The 18,582-nt window shown below is 74.8% G+C and carries 19 protein-coding genes; 10 read left to right on the top strand and 9 right to left on the bottom strand.

Going from position 1 to position 18,582, the window contains the following annotated elements; genetic code table 11:
• Nucleotides 1–18: 18 nt before the first annotated feature.
• A complete protein-coding gene (locus tag AC02VZ_RS09235; RefSeq protein ID WP_432053587.1) occupies nucleotides 19–945 on the bottom strand; it encodes a universal stress protein in 927 nt (308 codons plus the stop codon).
• 302 nt (nucleotides 946–1,247) lie between these two features.
• On the opposite strand from AC02VZ_RS09235, the gene AC02VZ_RS09230 reads away from it, so the two are divergent.
• Nucleotides 1,248–1,709 (top strand): cyclic nucleotide-binding domain-containing protein, encoded by a 462-nt coding sequence (locus AC02VZ_RS09230; protein WP_432053586.1) that lies wholly within the window; start codon nucleotides 1,248–1,250, stop codon nucleotides 1,707–1,709.
• Nucleotides 1,710–2,185: 476 nt separating this feature from the next.
• On the opposite strand, the gene AC02VZ_RS09225 is transcribed toward AC02VZ_RS09230, so the two are convergent.
• Nucleotides 2,186–2,623 carry a DUF4442 domain-containing protein gene (locus AC02VZ_RS09225; RefSeq protein WP_432053858.1) on the bottom strand — a complete coding sequence of 146 codons (438 nt, stop codon included), beginning with the start codon at nucleotides 2,621–2,623 and terminating at the stop codon, nucleotides 2,186–2,188.
• A gap of 143 nt (nucleotides 2,624–2,766) precedes the next feature.
• On the opposite strand from AC02VZ_RS09225, the gene AC02VZ_RS09220 reads away from it, so the two are divergent.
• The gene (locus AC02VZ_RS09220) at nucleotides 2,767–3,786 is read left to right on the top strand and encodes a DUF8017 domain-containing protein (RefSeq protein ID WP_476475066.1); all 1,020 of its coding nucleotides are present in this window, start codon (nucleotides 2,767–2,769) and stop codon (nucleotides 3,784–3,786) included.
• 109 nt (nucleotides 3,787–3,895) lie between these two features.
• A complete protein-coding gene (locus AC02VZ_RS09215; protein WP_476475065.1) occupies nucleotides 3,896–5,179 on the top strand; it encodes an MFS transporter in 1,284 nt (427 codons plus the stop codon).
• Between the two features lie 209 nt (nucleotides 5,180–5,388).
• Here the strand turns inward: AC02VZ_RS09215 and AC02VZ_RS09210 are convergent, their stop codons facing one another.
• From AC02VZ_RS09210 to AC02VZ_RS09200, 3 genes are all read right to left on the bottom strand, one after another.
• Nucleotides 5,389–6,234: a spermidine synthase gene (locus AC02VZ_RS09210; RefSeq protein WP_476475064.1), complete on the bottom strand. Its 846-nt coding sequence runs from the start codon at nucleotides 6,232–6,234 to the stop codon at nucleotides 5,389–5,391.
• 112 nt (nucleotides 6,235–6,346) lie between these two features.
• Entirely contained in the window at nucleotides 6,347–7,516 is a 1,170-nt protein-coding gene (gene tuf, locus AC02VZ_RS09205; RefSeq protein WP_432053582.1) for an elongation factor Tu, read from the bottom strand.
• A 538-nt stretch (nucleotides 7,517–8,054) separates the two neighbouring features.
• Nucleotides 8,055–8,789 (bottom strand): DNA alkylation repair protein, encoded by a 735-nt coding sequence (locus AC02VZ_RS09200; protein ID WP_476475063.1) that lies wholly within the window; start codon nucleotides 8,787–8,789, stop codon nucleotides 8,055–8,057.
• A 49-nt stretch (nucleotides 8,790–8,838) separates the two neighbouring features.
• On the opposite strand from AC02VZ_RS09200, the gene AC02VZ_RS09195 reads away from it, so the two are divergent.
• Both AC02VZ_RS09195 and AC02VZ_RS09190 read left to right on the top strand, forming a co-directional pair.
• Nucleotides 8,839–9,624 (top strand): TVP38/TMEM64 family protein, encoded by a 786-nt coding sequence (locus AC02VZ_RS09195; RefSeq protein ID WP_432053580.1) that lies wholly within the window; start codon nucleotides 8,839–8,841, stop codon nucleotides 9,622–9,624.
• Between the two features lie 266 nt (nucleotides 9,625–9,890).
• Nucleotides 9,891–10,766, top strand: a complete 876-nt coding sequence (locus tag AC02VZ_RS09190; RefSeq protein WP_432053579.1) for an undecaprenyl-diphosphate phosphatase — start codon at nucleotides 9,891–9,893, stop codon at nucleotides 10,764–10,766.
• A gap of 150 nt (nucleotides 10,767–10,916) precedes the next feature.
• On the opposite strand, the gene AC02VZ_RS09185 is transcribed toward AC02VZ_RS09190, so the two are convergent.
• Complete coding sequence (locus AC02VZ_RS09185; protein ID WP_432053578.1) at nucleotides 10,917–11,405, bottom strand: hypothetical protein; 489 nt, start codon at nucleotides 11,403–11,405, stop codon at nucleotides 10,917–10,919.
• A 401-nt stretch (nucleotides 11,406–11,806) separates the two neighbouring features.
• Here AC02VZ_RS09185 and AC02VZ_RS09180 point away from each other — a divergent pair, with 401 nt between their 5' ends.
• On the top strand, nucleotides 11,807–11,986 hold the full coding sequence (locus tag AC02VZ_RS09180) for a hypothetical protein (RefSeq protein ID WP_476475062.1): 180 nt from the start codon (nucleotides 11,807–11,809) through the stop codon (nucleotides 11,984–11,986).
• A gap of 195 nt (nucleotides 11,987–12,181) precedes the next feature.
• Here the strand turns inward: AC02VZ_RS09180 and AC02VZ_RS09175 are convergent, their stop codons facing one another.
• Nucleotides 12,182–12,922, bottom strand: a complete 741-nt coding sequence (locus AC02VZ_RS09175; protein WP_432053576.1) for an SDR family NAD(P)-dependent oxidoreductase — start codon at nucleotides 12,920–12,922, stop codon at nucleotides 12,182–12,184.
• A gap of 182 nt (nucleotides 12,923–13,104) precedes the next feature.
• On the opposite strand from AC02VZ_RS09175, the gene AC02VZ_RS09170 reads away from it, so the two are divergent.
• Together AC02VZ_RS09170 and lnt are read left to right on the top strand one after the other, a co-directional pair.
• On the top strand, nucleotides 13,105–13,584 hold the full coding sequence (locus AC02VZ_RS09170) for a nuclear transport factor 2 family protein (RefSeq protein ID WP_476475061.1): 480 nt from the start codon (nucleotides 13,105–13,107) through the stop codon (nucleotides 13,582–13,584).
• Nucleotides 13,585–13,660: 76 nt separating this feature from the next.
• Nucleotides 13,661–15,229: an apolipoprotein N-acyltransferase gene (lnt, locus tag AC02VZ_RS09165; RefSeq protein WP_432053574.1), complete on the top strand. Its 1,569-nt coding sequence runs from the start codon at nucleotides 13,661–13,663 to the stop codon at nucleotides 15,227–15,229.
• Here the strand turns inward: lnt and AC02VZ_RS09160 are convergent.
• Both AC02VZ_RS09160 and AC02VZ_RS09155 read right to left on the bottom strand, forming a co-directional pair.
• Nucleotides 15,150–16,058: a Gfo/Idh/MocA family protein gene (locus tag AC02VZ_RS09160; RefSeq protein WP_476475060.1), complete on the bottom strand. Its 909-nt coding sequence runs from the start codon at nucleotides 16,056–16,058 to the stop codon at nucleotides 15,150–15,152. The genes lnt and AC02VZ_RS09160 overlap by 80 nt on opposite strands.
• Nucleotides 16,059–16,071: 13 nt before the next feature.
• The gene (locus tag AC02VZ_RS09155) at nucleotides 16,072–17,265 is read right to left on the bottom strand and encodes an FAD-dependent monooxygenase (RefSeq protein ID WP_476475059.1); all 1,194 of its coding nucleotides are present in this window, start codon (nucleotides 17,263–17,265) and stop codon (nucleotides 16,072–16,074) included.
• Nucleotides 17,266–17,351: 86 nt separating this feature from the next.
• Between AC02VZ_RS09155 and AC02VZ_RS09150 the strand changes: the two genes are divergently transcribed.
• Nucleotides 17,352–17,942, top strand: a complete 591-nt coding sequence (locus AC02VZ_RS09150) for a TetR/AcrR family transcriptional regulator (RefSeq protein ID WP_476475058.1) — start codon at nucleotides 17,352–17,354, stop codon at nucleotides 17,940–17,942.
• 42 nt (nucleotides 17,943–17,984) lie between these two features.
• Nucleotides 17,985–18,497: a DinB family protein gene (locus tag AC02VZ_RS09145; RefSeq protein ID WP_432053570.1), complete on the top strand. Its 513-nt coding sequence runs from the start codon at nucleotides 17,985–17,987 to the stop codon at nucleotides 18,495–18,497.
• Nucleotides 18,498–18,582: the final 85 nt, after the last annotated feature.

Below are 18,582 nucleotides of genomic sequence, written 5' to 3'. Positions count from 1 at the left end.
TGTGGGTGTGAGGGCGCGTCACTCGTGCGCGACGACGGCGACGGGGGCCACCGCGTGGTGCAGCACGGCATGGGTGAGGGCACCGATCCGTCCCCCGAACGGGCCGCGCCGGATCCGGCGGCCGACGACGACGAGGCTCGCCCCGCGCGACGCCTCCACCAGACGGACCGAAGGGCTGCCACCGATCGGCTCCTCCTCGACCTCCACCTGCGGGTACCGCTCCCGCCACGGTTGCAGCGCCTTCGTCAGCGCCTCCGCCTCGGCGGCGGCGACCTCGTCGTACAGCTCGGGGGCGGCCGGCAGTCCGTGGACGTAGTAGGGCGGCAGGTTCCAGCCGTGCACCGCGTGCAGGCCGGTGCCACGCCGGGCGGCCTCCTCGAAGGCGAAGCCGATCACCGCGTCCTCCGGCCGGGCGGCGTCCACGCCGAGGAGGACCGGGCGGTAGCGGGTGGCGGCCGAGGGGATGCCGGCGGGGTCCGGCTCGTGCTCGTCGGCCGCCTGCTCACCGGCCCGGACCAGGACCACGGGCCGTTCCGTCCGGGCGACGACACCGAGGCCGACCGACCCGACCAGGAAGCCGCCGACCGGGCCGAGCCCCCGGGAACCGAGCACCAGCAGGTCGGCGTCGGCCGCTGCCTCGACGAGCACGTCGACCGCGCGGCCGTCCGTCTGGTCGGCGACCACCTCGATGCCGGTGTGCCGCAGCCGCAGCCCGTCGGCCGCCTCCTCCAGCACGCCCCACCGACCGTCGCTGCTCCCGGTCCGCTCCGGATCCGGGGCCTGGTTCCTGCCGGGGAGCGCGGGGAAGCGGGCCTCCGGCTCGGGCTCCCGGACGTGCAGCACACGCAGCGGCAGACCGCGCAGCCTCGCCTCACGGGCCGCCCACTCGGCGGCGGCCCTGCTCTCGGGCGAGCCGTCGAGGCCGACCGTGATGGTGGGGGACATGGTGTACCTCCTGCTGAGCGGTGATCGTCCCCAGCCTCGTGCACCCGCCCCCAAGGGGCAAGGGCCACAGGTCCCTGACCGGCGCCGGAGGACCCCCACCCCACCCGGAGGCGAGGGCCACGCCCGGACGGACGGGGCACACCGGGAGGATGCGGCACGGCCGGAGGCATGGGGCACGTCCCCGGTCCGGCGTGAGGAGGGGCCGTCCGGCCCATGGACGGGCCGTGGTCACGGGCGGACGCTGGAACGGCAGCGCAGACACCGCCGAAGTCGGCGCAGTGGAAGCCCCCGGGAGGCCCGCCATGTTCGCTCCCCCGTCCCCCAGCATGCCGCGCGCCCTGCCCGCCGAGCAGCGGGCGCGGTTGTTGAGCACCGCCCGCGAGGTGTCCTTCCCGCAGGGCACCCGGTTGTTCGAGGAGGGCGGACGGGCCGACCGGTTCTGGGTGGTCCGCACCGGCACCGTGGAACTCGACATGCGGGTGCCGGGCCGTCGCCCCGCCGTCATCGAGCGCCTCGGGCACAACGAACTGGTCGGCTGGTCCTGGCTGTTCACCCCGCACGTGTGGCACCTGGGCGCCGAGGCGGCCACGCCGGTACGGGCCCACGAGTTCGACGCCGCGTCGGTGCTCGCGCTCTGCCGGGAGGACGCCGGTCTCGGCCGGGACCTCACCCAGTGGGTCGGCAACGTGGTCGCCCACCGGCTGCACGCCGCCCGCGTCCGGCTCCTCGACCTGTACGGCCCCTACGGAGCGGGCACGGTCTGAGCCGGGACCGGACGGAAACGGACGAGCGGACGGCTGGACGGGCGGCGGACGCCACCGGCACGCACCCCGGCTTGCACGCTGTTCCGCACGCGGGCGTTCACCCCGGCGGGTGCGACGGCGCACACCCCGGCACGCACCCCCGGTGGGCGCCCCCGCACGCACCCCCGGCGAGCGCCCCCCGATGACCCGGCAGCCACCGACCGAGCCGACCGGGCCGGCCCAGGCGACCGGTAGGCGGAGGCCGGACTCGGGTAGCCGAACCCGCGGAGGCCGGCCCCACGGAGGCCGAGAGACCAGCCGGACGAGCCGGACGCCCACCCGAGCAGGCCGGACGCCCCGGACACCCACCCGAGCCGGCCGGGCGAGCCCGTGAACACGGCCGCCCGGACGCGGTGGCCGGACGCTGGACGCCGGACGCCGGTGGCAGGTGACCGGACGCCCGTGGCCGGACGCCGGTGGCCGGTGACCGGTGCCCGTCAGCCGTTGGGCCGGAGGGTCCACACGACGGTCATCTCACCGGTCACGTCACCGTCCTCCCGCCGGATGGCGACCGAGACGGGGAATTCCGGGCGCTGTCCGGCGTCGAGCTCCGCCACGACCTCGGCGGCGGGACGGCCCAGGGTCGCGGTGGCGGTGACGGTGCCCATCGCGAGCTTGCGGTAGGCGATCTCGGCGCGGACCGCGAGCGGCACGGCGCGGGCGAGCTGGTCCCCGAAGGCGGCGAGCACGATCGCGCCGCTCGCGGACTCGCCGAGCGTGAACATCGCACCGGCGTGCGGGCCGCCGACGTGGTTGTGGTACTCGCCCTGGTCCGGCAGGGTCACCACGGCTCGTTCCGGCGTGGTCTCGACGAACCGGAGGTTGAGGGTCCGGGCCATCGGAACGGTGGCGGCGAGCATCTCGCCGACGGACATCTGGTCTGCGCTCATGGCCGCAGGTTACCCGCGAGTAGGACAGGTCGCCACAGCCGTCCAGGTCCGCGTCACCGGCAGTTGCTACGTCCCCGTCAAAGGGCAGTGACCGAATCGTGTCCGGAGCGCGGCTAGGGTGGCTGCCCATGTGGCCAGGACAGCAGCCGCCCGGGGGCGAGCAGAACCCGCAGGACAACAACCCGTACCAGCAGCCGGGGTACCAGCAGCCGAATCCGTACCAGCAGCCCGGCTACCAGCAGGCGAACCCGTACGCGCAGCAGTCGCAGCAGCAGCCGTCGTGGAACGCTCCGACCGTGCCCGGCGACCCCAACGCGCCCAAGGGCGGGGACGGGAACCGGACGAAACTGGTGGCGATCATCGCGGCGACCGCCGTGGTGATCACCGCGGGCGTGACCGGATTCCTGGTGCTCGGGGGTGACGAGGACGACACCGCGAAGGACGGCAAGGACGGCAAGCCGTCGGCGAGCGCGTCCGCGGACCCGTCGAAGGAGCCGAGCGCGTCGGCCTCCGAGGACAACCCGCGCGGCGGCGAGGCGGAGAAGGCGACCATTCCGGGCTGGCAGGTCGTCGTGAACACGCGCTTCGGCACGAAGTTCGACGTCCCCGCCGACTGGGAGATCGAGACGCCCGGCACCAGCGTCGGCTTCGAGTGGGAGGACAAGGACGGGGAGTGGGACCGCACCACCGTCACCGCCCCCGCCTACCTCAAGTCCAAGTGGTGCACCACCGACGACGACAAGGACGGCCGTGACGAGGACACCGCTCTCGTCACGGCGGGCACCCGCGGTGAGAACGGCGCCAAGACGACCGACCAGGCGGCGGAGACCCGCGTGCCGTGGTGGATCTTCGGCGGCTACACGCAGCCCGACAAGAAGAGTGTGAAGACGGTCAAGCCGAAGCCGTACACGACGACCTCCGGCGTCAAGGGCAGCGTCGCCACCGCCTACTCCGACGGCACCCCGCAGAAGGGCAAGTGCGACAGCGAGGGCAAGGCGATCACCTTCGCGTTCAAGAACGGCGCGGGCGACTACGTCACCTGGAACCTCTTCGGCGCCAAGGGCGTCAAGGACGAACTGTCCGAGGCGACCATCCAGAAGATCCTGAGCACCGTGCGGCTCACCGAGGAACCCCCGACGGGCACCTGACGCCCGGCGTCCGGATCATGGCCGATCCGCGTCATGCCCGATGGGCGTCATGGCCGACGGGCGGGGCGGGCATTTGGCAACCCGGCCCCGCCCCGGCGATAGTCGCGGGGTGTCCACCACCGCTTCCCGCCGCCGTCCCGTCTGGGCCGGACGCAACTACACGCTGCTGACCGCCTCCGCCGTGGTGACCAGTCTGGGCAGCAACGGCGCCCTGATCGCCGCCGCCTTCGCCGTCCTGGCCGCCGGCGGCGGCGCCGGCGACGTGGGTCTGGTCGCCGCCGCGCGGACGCTGCCCCTGGTGCTGTTCCTGCTGATCGGCGGCGCGGTGGCGGACCGGCTGCCGCGGCACCACGTGATGGTCGCGGCCAACGTCCTGAACTGCGTCTCGCAAGGCGCGTTCGCCGTCCTGGTGCTGGCGGGCGAGCCGCTGCTGTGGCAGATGATGCTGCTCAGCGCGCTCGGCGGCACCGGTCAGGCGTTCTTCGCCCCGGCGGCCGAGGGCATGCTGCTCTCCTCGGTCGACGGGGAGCAGGCCGGGCGGGCCTTCGCGATGTTCCGGATGGCCATGCAGGGGTCCGTCCTCGGCGGTGCGGCGCTCGGCGGTGCCATGGTGGCCGCGGTCGGACCGGGCTGGGTGCTCGTGGCGGACGCCGCCGCCTTCGCGCTGGCGGCGGCACTGCGCGCCTTCCTGGACGTGAGGCACATCCCCCCGCGCGCCCCCGGCGGCGGGCTGCTCTCCGACCTGCGGCAGGGCTGGCGGGAGTTCTCCGGACGTCCCTGGCTGTGGGGCATCGTCGTCCAGTTCTCCCTCGCCAACGCGGTGGTGGCCGCGGCCGACGCGGTCTACGGGCCCCTGGTCGCCCGGGACCACCTGGGCGGTGCCGCGCCGTGGGGACTGGCGCTGGGCTTCTTCGGCGGGGGCACCGTGGTGGGCGCCCTGATCATGACCCGCTGGAAGCCGGTCCGGCTGCTGTTCACCGGCACCCTGTGCGTGTTCCCCCTGGCGTTGCCCTCGGCCGCGCTGGCCGTGCCGGTGCCGGTGGCGGCGCTGTGCGCGGTGATGTTCGTGACCGGGGTGTGCGTGGAGATGTTCGGCGTGTCCTGGATGACCGCCCTGCACCAGGAGATCCCGGAGGAGAAACTGTCCCGGGTCTCCGCCTACGACTGGTTCGGGTCGCTCGCACTGGTTCCGCTGGCGACCGCGCTCGCCGGGCCCGCCGAGTCGGCGTTCGGGCGCCCGCAGGCCCTGTGGGGGTGCGCCGCGCTGATCGTGGTGGTCACCGGGGCGGTGCTGTGCGTCCCGGACGTCCGCAACCTGCGCCGCCGGACCACCGGCGTGGTCACCGAGTCGCCCGCAGCGGACGACCGGCCCGAAGTGGTCGAGAAGGCCTGACGGGGTCGAGATGGCCTTACGCGGTCGAGAAGGCCTGACGGGATCGGGCGGTCGCCCGGCGGGTGTCGGTGGCCCGGGGTGGTGGCAACCCGGGATGTGCGCAACCCCGATTCCGGCAGCCTGAGAAGGACGGTGCCCCGGGACAACCGGTGCCCGGAACCAGCGAATGCCCCGGGACACCGAAGCCTCCCGGCCGGCCGACGCCCCGGTCAGCCGATGCCGAACGCGCCCTCGGGCGGTACCGGTGACGGTACGGCGTCCTCGTCCCGCACCGGGCGGGCGCCCGCCGTGAACCCGCGGAGCGCCTCGCCGTGTTCCACCCGGGCCGGGAACGCGTCCGCCGCGGTGCGCCGGGCCAGCGCGGCGGTGTCCAGGGGGCGGTGGGCCGCGGCCAGCAGGGCGTTGCCGAAGCGCCGCCCGCGCAGCACCCCGGGCTCGGCGACCAGCACCAGCTCCGCGAAGCACGTCGCCAGCGTCGCCAGTTGCGAGCGCAGGAAGGCGAAGGGCGCCCCGTCCGCCAGATTGGCGAGGTAGACGCCGCCGTCGCGCACCACCCGGGCGGCCTCCTGCGCATAGGAGACCGTGGTGAGGTGGGCCGGTACGCGGGAGCCGCCGAACACATCGGCGATCAGGACGTCCGCGGAGCCGGAGGGTGCCGCGCCCAGCCAGGCCCGCGCGTCGGCCGTGTGCACGGTGACCCCGCTGCCCCCGGCCAGCGGCAGGTGCTCGGCGACGAGTGCCGACAGGGCGCCGTCCGCCTCGACCACGTCCTGCCGGGACCCGGGCCGGGTGGCGGCCAGGTAGCGGGGCAGGGTGAGCGCGCCGCCGCCGAGGTGCACGGCGTCCAGCGGGCGCCCGGGCTCGGGGAGCGTGTCCAGGACGTGGCCGATCCGCCGCGCGTACTCGAACTCCAGGTGGCACGGGTCGTCCAGGTCGACGTACGACTGCGGCGCCCCGTCGACGGTGAGCAGCCAGGCCCGCTCCCGGTCGACGTCGGGCATCAGCTTGGCGGTGCCGTGGTCGACGGCGCGGGTCACGGGGATGGGCTCGGTCACCGTCCCATTGTCCCGGCGGCCCGACGGCTCGTCCCCCGGGGCCCGGGTGCCCGCCGGGTACGTGGCCGGCGGCTGCCCGCCCCCGGGCGGGGCGGGCAGCCGTGCGCTCCGTTCAGCCGACCTCCGTCACGGTGCCGGCGCCGACGGTGCGTCCGCCCTCGCGGATCGCGAAGCCGAGCCCCGGCTCCAGCGGCACCTCCCGGCCCAGCTCCACGGTCATGGTCACCGTGTCGCCGGGGCGGGCGACGGCCGTCGCGCCGAGGTCGACGTCGCCGACCACGTCCGCGGTGCGGAGGTAGAACTGCGGCCGGTAGCCGGTGGACACCGGTGTGGTGCGGCCGCCCTCGCGGGCGGACAGCACGTACACCCGGGCGGTGAACCGGCGGCCGGGCACCACGCTCCCCGGCGCGGCGACCACGTGCCCCCGGCGCACCGCGTCACGGGGCACACCGCGCAGCAGCAGCGCCACGTTGTCCCCGGCCTGCGCCTCCGGCATCGGCCGGCCGAAGGTCTCCAGGCCGGTCACCACCGTCTCCACGCCGGCGCCCAGCACCTCGACCCGCTCGCCGACGCGGATCGTGCCCCGCTCGACGGCGCCGGTGACGACGGTGCCCCGGCCGGTGATGGTGAGCACGTTCTCCACCGGCAGCAGGAAGGGCGCGTCGACGTACCGTTCGGGCATCGGCACGTACGTGTCCACGGCGTCCAGCAGCGCGTCGATCGACGCCGTCCAGCGCGGGTCGCCCTCCAGCGCCCTCAGTCCGGACACCCGGACCACGGGCGCCGCGTCACCGCCGTACCCGTGCGCGGACAACAGCTCGCGGACCTCCAGTTCCACCAGGTCGGTGAGCTCCTCGTCACCCGCGTCGGCCTTGTTGAGCGCGACGACGATGTGGTCGACGCCCACCTGACGGGCCAGCAGCACGTGCTCGGCCGTCTGCGGCATGATCCCGTCGAGGGCGGAGACCACCAGGATCGCCCCGTCCAGTTGGGCCGCGCCGGTCACCATGTTCTTGACGTAGTCGGCGTGACCGGGCATGTCCACGTGCGCGTAGTGCCGGGTGTCGGTCTCGTACTCGACGTGCGCGAGGTTGATGGTGATGCCGCGCGCGGCCTCCTCCGGCGCCCGGTCGATGCGGTCGAACGGCACGAAGCTGCCGCCCCCGCGCTCGGCGAGGACCTTGGTGATGGCGGCGGTCAGGGTGGTCTTGCCGTGGTCGACGTGCCCCATCGTGCCGATGTTCAGGTGTGGTTTGGTGCGGACGTACGCCGTCTTGGACATGGCGGTACCTCGAAGTCTCTCGGTGGTGCTGCGTGACGGCCCCGGCGCGGCGGCATCGGCACACGGCGGGACGGGGACCCCGGGAGGAACCGGCCGACCCTCCCCCTGCGGGGTCCGCCGGTCGTTCCGGGGAGGGTCAGCTTCGGGCGCCGTCGGCGGCGGCCAGGAGAGCGTCGACGGCAGCCTTCGGAGCATCCGCGGCGGCGGATGCGGCGAGGAGGAAGGCGTACCGGACCATGCCGTCGATCCTGGCGGACGCGCGGCCCCACGTCGAACGGTTTTCGGACCGGGCCCCGGCGGGACGCCCGATCCGGGTGCACGCGCGGGCATCCGCGAGCGTCGGGTGTCCGAGTCCGGGGCACGAGGGGGTGCGTGCGGGGCCGGGGCAGTAGCGGACGGGCAGCCCCGACGCACGCGGGGGCGGAGGCGAGCCGAAGGCGCGCACCGGACAGGGGCGGGACGGGGACGGACGGCGGGGACGGACGGCCGGGACGGGCGGCGGGGACGGGCGGCGGGGGCGGGGCCGCCCGCACCCTGCTCAGGCGCCGATGTTCTTCAGTGCCTCCCGTACCGACAGCGGCGCGAGGCGGTCCCGTTCGCGGGCGACGAAGGCACGGACCGCGTCCGGGTCCGTCTTGGCGTACTCGCGCAGGCACCAGCCGATGGCCTTGCGGACGAAGAAGTCGGGATGCCCCGCCTGCCGCGCGCAGTAGCCGAAGAGGCGTGCGGTGTCTGTGCGTTCCTTGTAGCGCAGTTGGTGCAGCAGCGCGGTCCGCACGAGCCACAGGTCCTCGTCGACGCTCCAGGCGTCCATCTCCGCCGCCAGGTCCCGGTCGGCCGCGACCAGCGCTCCCACCACGTGGGCGGCGAGCAGGTCGACGGTGTCCCACCACGGGACGGTGGTGAGGAGCTGCCGGGTCACCGGCAGGAAGCCGGAGGAGCAGTGCCGTACGTGGCGCCGCAGGTAGTCGACCGCGAAGTAGTGGTACTCGCGCTCGGGCAGACTCCAGCAGCGCAGGGCGATCTCCGCGCAGTCCGCCTCGTCGGGGCGGGGCAGCCCCTCCACGACGGTGCGGGACAGGGCCCGGCGGACCGGGGTGGTCAGGCCCAGGAAGGGGGCGACGTCCTTCATGTACGCCCGCATCCCGACCGCCCGCTGCGGATCGGCCGCCGTCGGGTAGACGGCGGTGAGCCGGTCCAGCACGGTGTCGGCGAGCGAGCCGGCGGGCACCCGCGAGGCGTGGCTCCCGGCGTCCGGTGCGGAGGCGTTCATGAGACGCACACTACGGCGATCACACCGGCGCGTCGGTTACTGTCACCGAATGCTCGATGCCTCCACCCGCTCTGGCGGCACGGCCACGGCTCCTCCCCAGGCCGTCGGTCCCCACGATCTCGCGATCGCCGTCCCCCTGGCCCCGTCCGCTCCCGCGGCCGGCGCCGCCGCCCGCTGCGCCAGGGTGCTGCTGTCACCGTGGTCCCGGCTGTCGCTGCTCGTGGTGCTGCTGCTGTCGGCGGCCTCCGCGATGCTGCTGTTCGAGCCGCAGCGGCTGCTCACCGACGGCTTTCCGGCGCAGCTCGGCGGGGCGGCGGCCGTGGTGCTGTACGCGGTGGCGTACGGGGTGTGCACGGTGGCGTTCGTGCCGCGTCCGCTGCTCAACCTCGGGGCGGGCGCGCTGTTCGGCACCCAGCTCGGTCTGGGCGCGGCCCTCGGCGGCACGGTGCTCGGGGCGGGGCTGGCGTTCTGCCTCGGGCGGGCGCTCGGCCAGGACGCGCTGCGTCCGCTGCTGCGGGGACGGTGGCTGAAGGCCGCCGACCGGCAGCTCAGCCGCCACGGTTTCCGCTCGATGCTGGCGACCCGGCTGTTCCCCGGGGTGCCGTTCGCGGCGGCCAACTACTGCGCGGCGGTCTCCCGGATGGGCCTGCTGCCGTTCCTGCTGGCGACCGCGCTCGGCTCCATCCCGAACACCGCCGCCTACGCCGTCGCGGGCGACAGCGCCTCGGCTCCCACCTCGCCCGCCTTCCTGATCGCGCTGGCCTGCATCGCCGTTCCGGGCCTGGCGGGGGCGCTGGTGGCGTGGCGCAAGCGGCACCAGCTGCGCGGACGCTGAGCAGCCCGGCGACCGCCGACGGCCTCCGGGCCCCCGGCCCCTGCCCCGGCCGCTCGCCCTCGCCCTCGCCCTCGCGGGGGATCCGCCGGTTCCCTCCCCTGCCCGCGACGCGGCCCGGAGAGGACCCCGCGACGACCCTGCACCTCTTGTTCATTTAAGGGCGTTACGCTGCCCCCGCGGCGCGCCCGATCATCGATCACCGCACCCTGCGGTCCGGCGTGCCCGCTCCGCCCTTTCCACGACCGGCACTTGGACTCCGCTACCTCATGTCTTGGTTTGAATCCCTCATCCTCGGACTCGTCCAGGGGCTGACCGAGTTCCTCCCCATCTCCTCCAGCGCGCACCTGCGCCTGACGGCGGCCTTCTCCGGCTGGGAGGACCCGGGGGCGGCGTTCACCGCCATCACCCAGATCGGCACCGAGGCGGCGGTGCTCATCTACTTCCGCAAGGACATCGGCCGCATCCTGTCCGCCTGGACGCGGTCCCTCACCGACAAGGAGCTCCGCGGCGACCCCGACGCGCGCATGGGCTGGCTCGTGATCGTCGGCTCCATCCCCATCGGCGTCCTCGGCCTCACGCTCAAGGACCAGATCGAGGGGCCGTTCCGCGACCTGCGGATCACCGCCACGATGCTCATCGGCATGGGCATCGTCCTCGGCATCGCCGACCGGATGGCGGCACGCGCCGAGCGCGGCGGCCGGCACCGCGCCGCCCGGCAGCCGAAGGAACTGACGGACCTGACCGTCAAGGACGGCCTGATCTACGGTCTCTGCCAGGCCATGGCGCTGGTCCCGGGCGTCTCCCGCTCCGGCGCCACCATCAGCGGCGGCCTGTTCATGGGGTACCGGCGCGAGGCCGCCGCGCGCTACTCGTTCCTACTCGCCATCCCCGCCGTGCTCGCCTCCGGCCTCTTCGAACTCAAGGACGCCACCGAGGGCGGACACGTCTCCTGGGGCCCGACCGTCTTCGCCACGGTCATCGCGTTCGTGACCGGATACGCGGTGATCGCATGGTTCATGCGCTTCATTTCCACCCGGAGCTTCATGCCGTTCGTCTGGTACCGGATCGCCCTCGGCATCGTCATCATCGCGCTGGTCGCCCTGGGCGTCCTGAGCCCGGACGCGGCCGAACCGGCGCACTGAGGTCGGTGGAGGAAACGTCCCGTCTCCTGGCGGCCCCGGCGGCCCCGGCGGCCGGAGAGCCGGTGGAACGCCGTCCTGCGGCCCGGCTCCCCGTCGCCGCGACGGGGAGCCCCGCCCTGGCCGGCCCCGGGGCGGCCCGTCCCCGGCCGCTCAGCAGCGCTCGCCGTCCTTGACCGCGAACAGGGTCACCATGGTGTCGGTGGGGTGCGTGCCGGCCGCCGGATCCTGGCTGCACACCACCCAGTTGCGGTCGAGGACCTGCAGCCGGTTCTGTCCGCTCGCGTCCTGGTCGTCGAGGGCGTAGAAACCGGCGGCCTGGGCCGCGTCCTGGGCGGCCTGCAGGTCCTGGCCGGTGAAGTCCGGCAGCTGGGCGGTCGTCGGCGCGGCATCGGCACCGGCGTCGGTCCCGTCCGCGGCTTCCGTCTCGCTCCCGTCCTTGTCCGGCTCTCCCTTCTCCGTCCCGGTGTCGCTCGCGTTCCCGGAATCGGTCCGCGGGTCGCTCTCGGGCGTGTCGCCGGCGTCCCGGCCGACGGTGTCCGACGTGGCGGATCCGGCCGCGCCGCTGTCGGTCCCCTCGCAGGCGGTGAGCGTGAGCAGGGCCGTGGCGGCGAGCACGACGGCGACGGTACGGATGCGCATGGTTCGTCCCTCAAGGTGCAGATTCGGCAGGGCGATCAGCGTGACAGGCGTGCGCACCCGGTGAACACGATGTGACGATTCTGTGACGCAGGGTTCGACGTGCACCTGACCGGCCGCCGTGGCACCACTCCTGACGACCCGTCGGCTCCGGAGGCGACGGGTGTCGTAGCCGGCCGGTCCGTGCCGTCGACGCACGCACGCATCCCGCATGCCGTCGCACGACCCGCCCGAAGGCGGACCGCCCCGGACCGCTCGGGCAAGCGGAGCCCGGCGCGCTCGTCCCGCCGGAAAGCGGGCACGGACCGGAGCCGACGGGAGGCGCCGGAGCGCGGGCGTCCTGCGCCGCGTCACCCGTAGCCGTCCGGTAGCGGAGTGTCAGTGCGTGGGCCTAGGCTGTCCGCATGTTCCCCGATTTCTTCACCCCTGGTTCCGTGCGGTCCGCCGACGACGTCAACGAGCAGATCCGTGCGCTGTGGCTGCGTGCGGGCCGCTCGCTGTCGGCCACCGAGCGCGCGGAGTACGAGCTGCTCGTGGTGGAGTGGGCTGCCGCGATCCGCGGAGGGATCGTCGAGGCGGCCTGAGGCCCCGCGCCCCCGCACCCCGCCTCTCGCGTCCGCCAGGCCAAGCGTGCGGGAGGCCCGAGGTCTCCGCCGCCGGGCCCTCCCCCCGCCGTCCACCCCTCCCCCGGCGCCGTACGCGCCCTCTCCCTCTCCGCCGGCTCCGGGGCCTGACCCCTGGCCTCCTCAACTCCCCTGCCGGGACGCCGTCTTCACCGGTCAGCGTCCGCCGGCCACCCGCAGCACCGTCCCCGTCGTGTACGAGGCGTCCGGTGACATCAGCCAGGCCACGGCCGCGGCGATCTCCTCGGACCGTCCGGCGCGGCCCATCGGGATCGCGGCGGCGGCCTGCCGGGCCCGGTCCGGTGCGCCCATCGCGGCGTGCATCTCCGTGTCGATCACTCCCGGCGCCACCGCGTTGACCCGGATCCCGTCCGGGCCGAGCTCCTTGGCCAGCCCGAGGGTCAGCGCGTCGACGGCCGCCTTGGTCGCCGCGTAGTGGACGTACTCGCCGGGGCTGCCGAGGGTGGCGGCGCCCGAGGAGATGTTCACGATCACGCCCTCGCCCCGGGGTGTCATCAGCTGCGCGGCCCGCCGCGCGCACAGCAGCACGCCCATGAGGTTCACGTCGACGACCCGCCGCAGCGTGTCAGTGCCGACGTCGGCGAAGCGGCCCAGCGGTCCGGTCACCGCCGCGTTGTTCACCAGCCCCGTCACCGGGCCGAGTTCCCGCTCCGCCACCTCGAAGAGGCGCTCGACGTCCGCCTCCACGGAGGTGTCGCCCCGGACGGTGACGGCACGCGCGCCGGCCGACCGCACGCCCCGGGCCACGGCCTCGGCGGCCTCGGCGTCGCGTACGTAGCCCACCACCACGTCGTGTCCCTCGGCCGCGAGCCGCAGACTGGTGGCGGCCCCGATCCCCCGGCTTCCGCCGGTGACCACGGTGACGAGTCGTTTCATGTTCCTGCCTCCCGCAGACGCTCGCGTGCAACGGCCCCAGATTCGCAGACCCGGCGCCGCCGCCCCTCCCGAACCCGGGCCACGGGGCCACGACCCACAGGGCGAGCCGGACAACGGGCGACAGGCGACGAAAGTCCGGACGCCCCCTTGGCACCTCACGTCTCCTGGCCAACACTGATCCGATGACCCAGCGTGTGGAGCTCGCGACCGTGAGGGACCGGCTGGCCGTGGACGCGCTCGTCACCGAGTACGCGGTGGCCCTGGACGACGGCGACTGGGAGGGGTTCCGCGGGCTGTTCGCACCGGGCGGGAGGGCCGACCACCGCTCGGCCGGCGGGATCGAGGGCAGTGCCGGGGAAGTGGCGGACTGGCTGGCCGGGTCCCTGACGGCGTTCCCGGTGCGGCAGCACCTGATCGTCAACCGGTCGGTGCGGTTCGGCGTCCGGGAGCTGGACACCGGCGACACGGCCGACGTGCGGGCCGACTACCTCAGCCCGAGGGGAGGCGGCGGCTGGGACGGCCGGGGGGCGGCGGCGCCGGACGTGGTGTGCGGGGGCCGGTACGCCTTCTCCGCGGTGCGCACGGAGGACGGCTGGCGGCTGAGCGAGGTCGTCGTGCGCGAGCTGTGGCGGCGCCTGCCCGGCCGTGGGCTGCCGATGTGATCAACTGAACGGGCCCGCGCCGCCCGGGATCGCCCGCGGGCGCACACTGGGGCCATCACGGGGTAGGGAGCCGCCCATGAAGACGTTCGGTCGCCGGCTCGCCTCCCCGTGGTACCGCTCCGCCGTGGCGGTGGTCGCGGGCGCCGTGCCGGTCCTGGCCTTCCCCGCCCCGGCCCTGTGGTGGTGCGCCGGTGTCGCGCTGGTGCCGTGGATCCTGTTGGCGCGGACCGCGCCGACGGGGCGCCGGGCGGCGTTCGACGGGTGGTGCGGCGGCTTCGGGTTCATGTTCGCCATGCACCACTGGCTGCTGCCGCACCTGCACGTGTTCACGTTCGTCGTCGCGGCGCTGCTCGGGGCGTTGTGGGCGCCCTGGGGGTGGCTGGTGCGCCGGCTCCTGGGCGGTACGCCGTCCCGGGGGCGGGTGGCAGCAGCGCTGGTGGTGCTGCCGTCGGGCTGGCTGGTGATCGAGCTGATCCGTTCCTGGCACGCCCTGGGCGGGCCCTGGGGGGTGCTCGGCGCCAGCCAGTGGCAGGTGGGTCCGGCTCTGCGGCTGGCCTCGGTGGGTGGCGTCTGGCTGGTCAGTCTGCTGCTGGTGGCGGTGAACGTGGCGGTGGCGGTGCTCGTCGCGGTGCGTGCGGCGCGGCTGCCGGCCGTGGCCGCCCTGGCGGCGGTGGCCGCGGCGGGGTCGGCGGCGTGGGTGTGGTCACCGCGGCCGCAGACCGGTGAACGGGTCCGGATCGCGGTCGTCCAGCCGGGGGTGATCGACGGGCCCGCGAGCGCGGACCGCCGGTTCGACCGGCAGGAACAGCTCACCCGCCGTCTGGCGGGCCAGGACGTCGACCTCGTGGTCTGGGGAGAGAGCAGTGTGGGGTTCGACCTCGGCGACCGTCCCGATCTCGCCGGGCGGCTCGCCGCGCTGTCCCGGGGGACGGGCGCCGATCTGCTGGTGAACGTGGACGCCCGGAGGTCCGACCGGCCCGGCATCTTCAAGAGTTCGGTGCTGGTCGGCCCGGAGGGGCTGACCGGCGACCGGTACGACAAGATGCGGCTGGTGCCGTTCGGGGAGTACATCCCGGCCCGCTCGCTGCTGGGCTGGGCCACCTCGGTCGGTCGGGCGGCGGGCGAGGACCGCAGGCGCGGCGCGGAGCAGGTGGTGATGGAGGCGGGCGGCGGGCTGCGGATCGGCCCGATGGTGTGCTTCGAGACCGCGTTCCCGGACATGAGCCGGCGTCTCGCCGAGGACGGCGCGGGCGTGCTGCTGGCGCAGTCCTCGACGTCGACGTTCCAGCGGAGCTGGGCGCCGGAGCAGCACGCCTCGATCGCCGCGCTGCGGGCCGCGGAGACGGGCCGGCCGATGGTGCACGCGACGCTGACGGGCGTGTCCGCCGTGTACGGCCCGGACGGCCGGCGGGTCGGGCCGTGGCTGGGTACGGACGCCTCCGGCACCCACGTCTACGAGGTGGCTCCGGCGCACGGCACGACGCCGTACGTCCGGTTCGGCGACTGGGTGCCGCTCACGGCGCCGGTGGTCGTCGCGGTGTGGTGCGTGGTGGAGGCGCTGCGGGTCAGGCGGCGGAGGGATCGGTCACCGCGCGCACCACGCGCTCGCACAGCTCATGGGTCTCCCACGCGTCCCGCGCGCTGAGCACCCGTCCGGCCCGCACCGCGTCGAGGAAGGCGAGCACGGCCTGCTCGATGCCGCGCTGCCGGGCCACCGGGACCCAGTCGCCGCGCCGCCGCACGGTGGGCTGGCCCTTGTGGTCGATGACCTCGGCCAGGTTGAGGACCTGGCGCTTGGAGTCCTGTCCGGAGACCTCCAGGATCTCCTCGGCGGAACCGCTGAGCCGGTTCATCACCCCGAGCGCGGTGAAGCCGTCGCCGGCGAGCTGGAGGACGACGTGGTGCAGCAGTCCGCCCTCGGTGCGTCCGCGCACGCTCACGTCGTCGACCGTGCCGGGCACGAGGAAGCGGAGGGTGTCGACGACGTGGATGAAGTCGTCGAGGACCAGGGTGCGCGGGTCCTCGGGCAGCCCGACCCGGTTCTTCTGCATCAGGATCAGGTCGCGCGGCAGCTCCGCGCACTGGGCGTACCCGGGGGCGAAGCGGCGGTTGAAGCCGACGGCGAGGCTCACGCCGCGTTCCTCCGCCAGCTTCACGAGACGGGTGGAGTCGGCGAGGTGGTAGGCGAGGGGCTTGTCGACGTACGTGGGGACGCCGGCGTCCAGCAGCCGGGCCACGATCTCCGGGTGGGCCGTGGTCGGCGCGTGCACGAAGGCCGCGTCGAGGTCCTGGGCGAGCAGGGAGTCGAGGTCGGCGTGGCGGCGGTCCGGCGGCAGGTGGAGGCCGTCGGCGACGCGGGTGAGCGTGGCGGGCGTGCGGGTCTGCAGGTGGAGCGTCACGTCGGGCAGGGTGGCCAGCACCGGGAGGTAGGCCTTCCGCGCGATGTCGCCGAGTCCGATGCAGCCGACCTTCACGGGGTGTTCTCCTCTAGCCGTCGCCCGGCGTGGTCTGCGGGGAAGCATACGGCGGCCGGGGCGGGCGCCAGTCGGCGATGCCGTCGAAGGCGCGCAGCAGGAGGCCGGGGGCGGCCCTGGACACCGCGGCCAGGGCGTGGTCGCGCAGCGCGGTGCCGGCCCGGTTGGTCATCAGGTTCAGCCGGGCCGCCCGGACCGCCTGGCGGGCGATCGCGGTGGTGCGGGGCAGCCGGTCTGCCGTGTAGGCGGTGAGGTCGTCGCAGTGGTGGGCGAGGACGACGGCGTCCTCGATGGCCTGGTTGCCGCCCTGGCCGAGGTTGGGCGGCATGGCGTGCGCGGCGTCGCCGAGGAGCGCGACCCGGCCGCGGTGCAGGGCGGGCAGCGGCCGGGCGAGGTGGTGCACGTCGTGCCGGAGCACGTCCTCGGGGCGGACGGCGGCCAGCACGGCGGGCACCGGGTGGTGCCAGTCGCCGTAGAGCCGCAGCAGTTCGGCCTTCTCGTCGTCGGGGGCCCGTCCGCCCGCGGGTGTCCGGGCGGCGGCGTAGGCGTAGACCCGGCCGTCCTGGAGCGGGTGCGTGCCCCAGAGGCGGCCCGGGCCCCACGTCTCGTGCGAGGCGAAGACGGCACCCGGGACGGGAACGAGGACCCGCCAGGTGGTGAAGCCGGCGTAGGCGGGCCCGGGGTGGGACGGGAAGAGCGTGCTCCGTACGCCGGACCGGATGCCGTCGGCGGCCACCACGAGGTCCGCCGTCAGCTCCCCTCCGGGGGTGCTCACGCGGGCCGGCCGGGCGGGGTCGGCCGGGTCGCCGGGGTCCAGGACGCGTGCGTCGGCGGCCGTGCGGACGGCGTCCGGCGGCAGGGTGGCGGCCAGGTGGTCGACGAGGGTGGCGCGGGCCAGGAGGACGAGCGGGCCGCCGAAGCGTTGGCTCGCGGCGGCGGCGCTGGAGCGCACCAGCCACCGCCCGTCCGGGGCGCGCACCCCGCCGTCGCCCTGGAACGCGGCCAGGGCCCGGACGGCGTCGCCGACACCGATCAGGTCCAGGGCGCGCAACCCGTTGGGGGCCAGGGAGATGGCCGCGCCGACGGGAGCGAGCGAGGCGGCCCGCTCCAGGACGGTCACCCGGATCCCGCGACGATGCAGGGCGGAGGCGGCGGTCAGGCCGCCGATCCCGCCGCCGATCACGACGGCCCGCTCGATCCGTGCCATGACTGCTCCTCCCCACGGTGACTACACCTGTAGTGCCCGTGGGGACGACTGTACTACAGCAGTAGTACCGACGGTAGGTTGAGCCCATGTCCGTGAGCACCGCAGGCGCCGCACGCGCCGACCTCGTCGCCGACGCCGCCCTCGCCCTGCTCGCCGAGCGCGGGATGCGGGGGCTGACCCACCGGGCGGTCGACGAGGCCGCCGGGCTGCCGCAGGGCTCCACCTCGAACGTGGCCCGCACCCGGCAGGCGCTGCTGGAACTCGCGGTGCGGCGGCTCGCCGAGCGGGAGGCCCGGGTGCTCGCCCTGGACGCCCTGCCGGACCCCGGGCAGGGCACCGGCGCGGTGGTGGACGCGCTCGCCCTGGCCACCCACCGCGCCCTGACCGGCAACCGCGACCTCACCCTCGCCCGCTACGAACTCGCCCTGGAGGCGACCCGCCGCCCCGAGCTGCGCGCCCACTTCGACGCCACCGGCGCCCGGTTCCGCGACGCGCTCACCGCCCTCGTCACCGCACTCGGTTCCACCGACCCCGGCCGGCACGCGCTCTCCCTGATCGCCTGGGCCGACGGGCTGCTGTTCTCCTGCGTGGCCGGGTCCTTCGGCTCGCACCCGCCCGGTCTTCGGGAACTGCGGGACAGCCTGCGGGAGTTGCTGCAGGGGATGCTCGACGGCTGAAAACCCGTCGTGGCGCGGCCCGGCATCCGTGAGGATGCCCCCATGACGACCGATCGCCGTGAACCCGCCACCGACGCCGACGAACGGGCCATGCTGGAGGGCTGGCTCGACTACCACCGCAGCACCCTGGCCCGGAAGTGCGAGGGCCTGACCGACGCCCAGTTGCGCACCGCGTCGGTGTCCCCGTCCTCACTCACCCTGCTCGGGCTCGTCCGGCACATGGCCGACGTGGAGCGCGGCTGGTACCGCCGGGTGCTGATGGACGAGGACGCCGGACCGATCCACTACAGCGAGACCGACCCCGACGGCGACTTCCGCGTCACCCCGGCGGACACCTGGAAGGAGGCGTACGCGACCTGGCAGGAGGAGATCGCGGTCGCCCGGCGCAACGCGGCCGGCTTCGCGCTGGACGACATGTCGCGCGGCACCGACGCCCGTACCGGCGAACGCTTCAACCTGCGCTGGCTCCACACCCACATGATCGAGGAGTACGCGCGGCACAACGGCCACGCCGACCTCATCCGCGAGGCCCTGGACGGCGCCACCGGCGACTGACGTCAGCCCGGCGCCCGCACGGCCCCCGGAAGGGGCCGGACATCACCCGTGCGGGGCATCCGAGGGCCCGAAGCGTCCCGGGACG

Source organism: Streptomyces sp. 3-6 (assembly GCF_056323165.1).
This window is presented reverse-complemented; position numbering and strand designations above follow the sequence as displayed.

Excerpts from the sequence above, each read along its gene's own strand:
- AC02VZ_RS09200 (WP_476475063.1), bottom strand. The coding sequence starts at position 8,789 with ATGAACGCCTCCGCACCGGACGCCGGGAGCCACGCCTCGCGGGTGCCC.
- lnt (WP_432053574.1), top strand. The coding sequence starts at position 13,661 with ATGAAGACGTTCGGTCGCCGGCTCGCCTCCCCGTGGTACCGCTCCGCC.
- AC02VZ_RS09220 (WP_476475066.1), top strand. The coding sequence starts at position 2,767 with ATGTGGCCAGGACAGCAGCCGCCCGGGGGCGAGCAGAACCCGCAGGAC.
- AC02VZ_RS09225 (WP_432053858.1), bottom strand. The coding sequence starts at position 2,623 with ATGTCCGTCGGCGAGATGCTCGCCGCCACCGTTCCGATGGCCCGGACC.
- AC02VZ_RS09190 (WP_432053579.1), top strand. The coding sequence starts at position 9,891 with ATGTCTTGGTTTGAATCCCTCATCCTCGGACTCGTCCAGGGGCTGACC.
- AC02VZ_RS09230 (WP_432053586.1), top strand. The coding sequence starts at position 1,248 with ATGTTCGCTCCCCCGTCCCCCAGCATGCCGCGCGCCCTGCCCGCCGAG.
- AC02VZ_RS09175 (WP_432053576.1), bottom strand. The coding sequence starts at position 12,922 with ATGAAACGACTCGTCACCGTGGTCACCGGCGGAAGCCGGGGGATCGGG.
- AC02VZ_RS09235 (WP_432053587.1), bottom strand. The coding sequence starts at position 945 with ATGTCCCCCACCATCACGGTCGGCCTCGACGGCTCGCCCGAGAGCAGG.
- AC02VZ_RS09170 (WP_476475061.1), top strand. The coding sequence starts at position 13,105 with ATGACCCAGCGTGTGGAGCTCGCGACCGTGAGGGACCGGCTGGCCGTG.
- AC02VZ_RS09180 (WP_476475062.1), top strand. The coding sequence starts at position 11,807 with ATGTTCCCCGATTTCTTCACCCCTGGTTCCGTGCGGTCCGCCGACGAC.
- AC02VZ_RS09155 (WP_476475059.1), bottom strand. The coding sequence starts at position 17,265 with ATGGCACGGATCGAGCGGGCCGTCGTGATCGGCGGCGGGATCGGCGGC.
- AC02VZ_RS09195 (WP_432053580.1), top strand. The coding sequence starts at position 8,839 with ATGCTCGATGCCTCCACCCGCTCTGGCGGCACGGCCACGGCTCCTCCC.
- AC02VZ_RS09145 (WP_432053570.1), top strand. The coding sequence starts at position 17,985 with ATGACGACCGATCGCCGTGAACCCGCCACCGACGCCGACGAACGGGCC.
- AC02VZ_RS09185 (WP_432053578.1), bottom strand. The coding sequence starts at position 11,405 with ATGCGCATCCGTACCGTCGCCGTCGTGCTCGCCGCCACGGCCCTGCTC.
- AC02VZ_RS09150 (WP_476475058.1), top strand. The coding sequence starts at position 17,352 with ATGTCCGTGAGCACCGCAGGCGCCGCACGCGCCGACCTCGTCGCCGAC.
- tuf (WP_432053582.1), bottom strand. The coding sequence starts at position 7,516 with ATGTCCAAGACGGCGTACGTCCGCACCAAACCACACCTGAACATCGGC.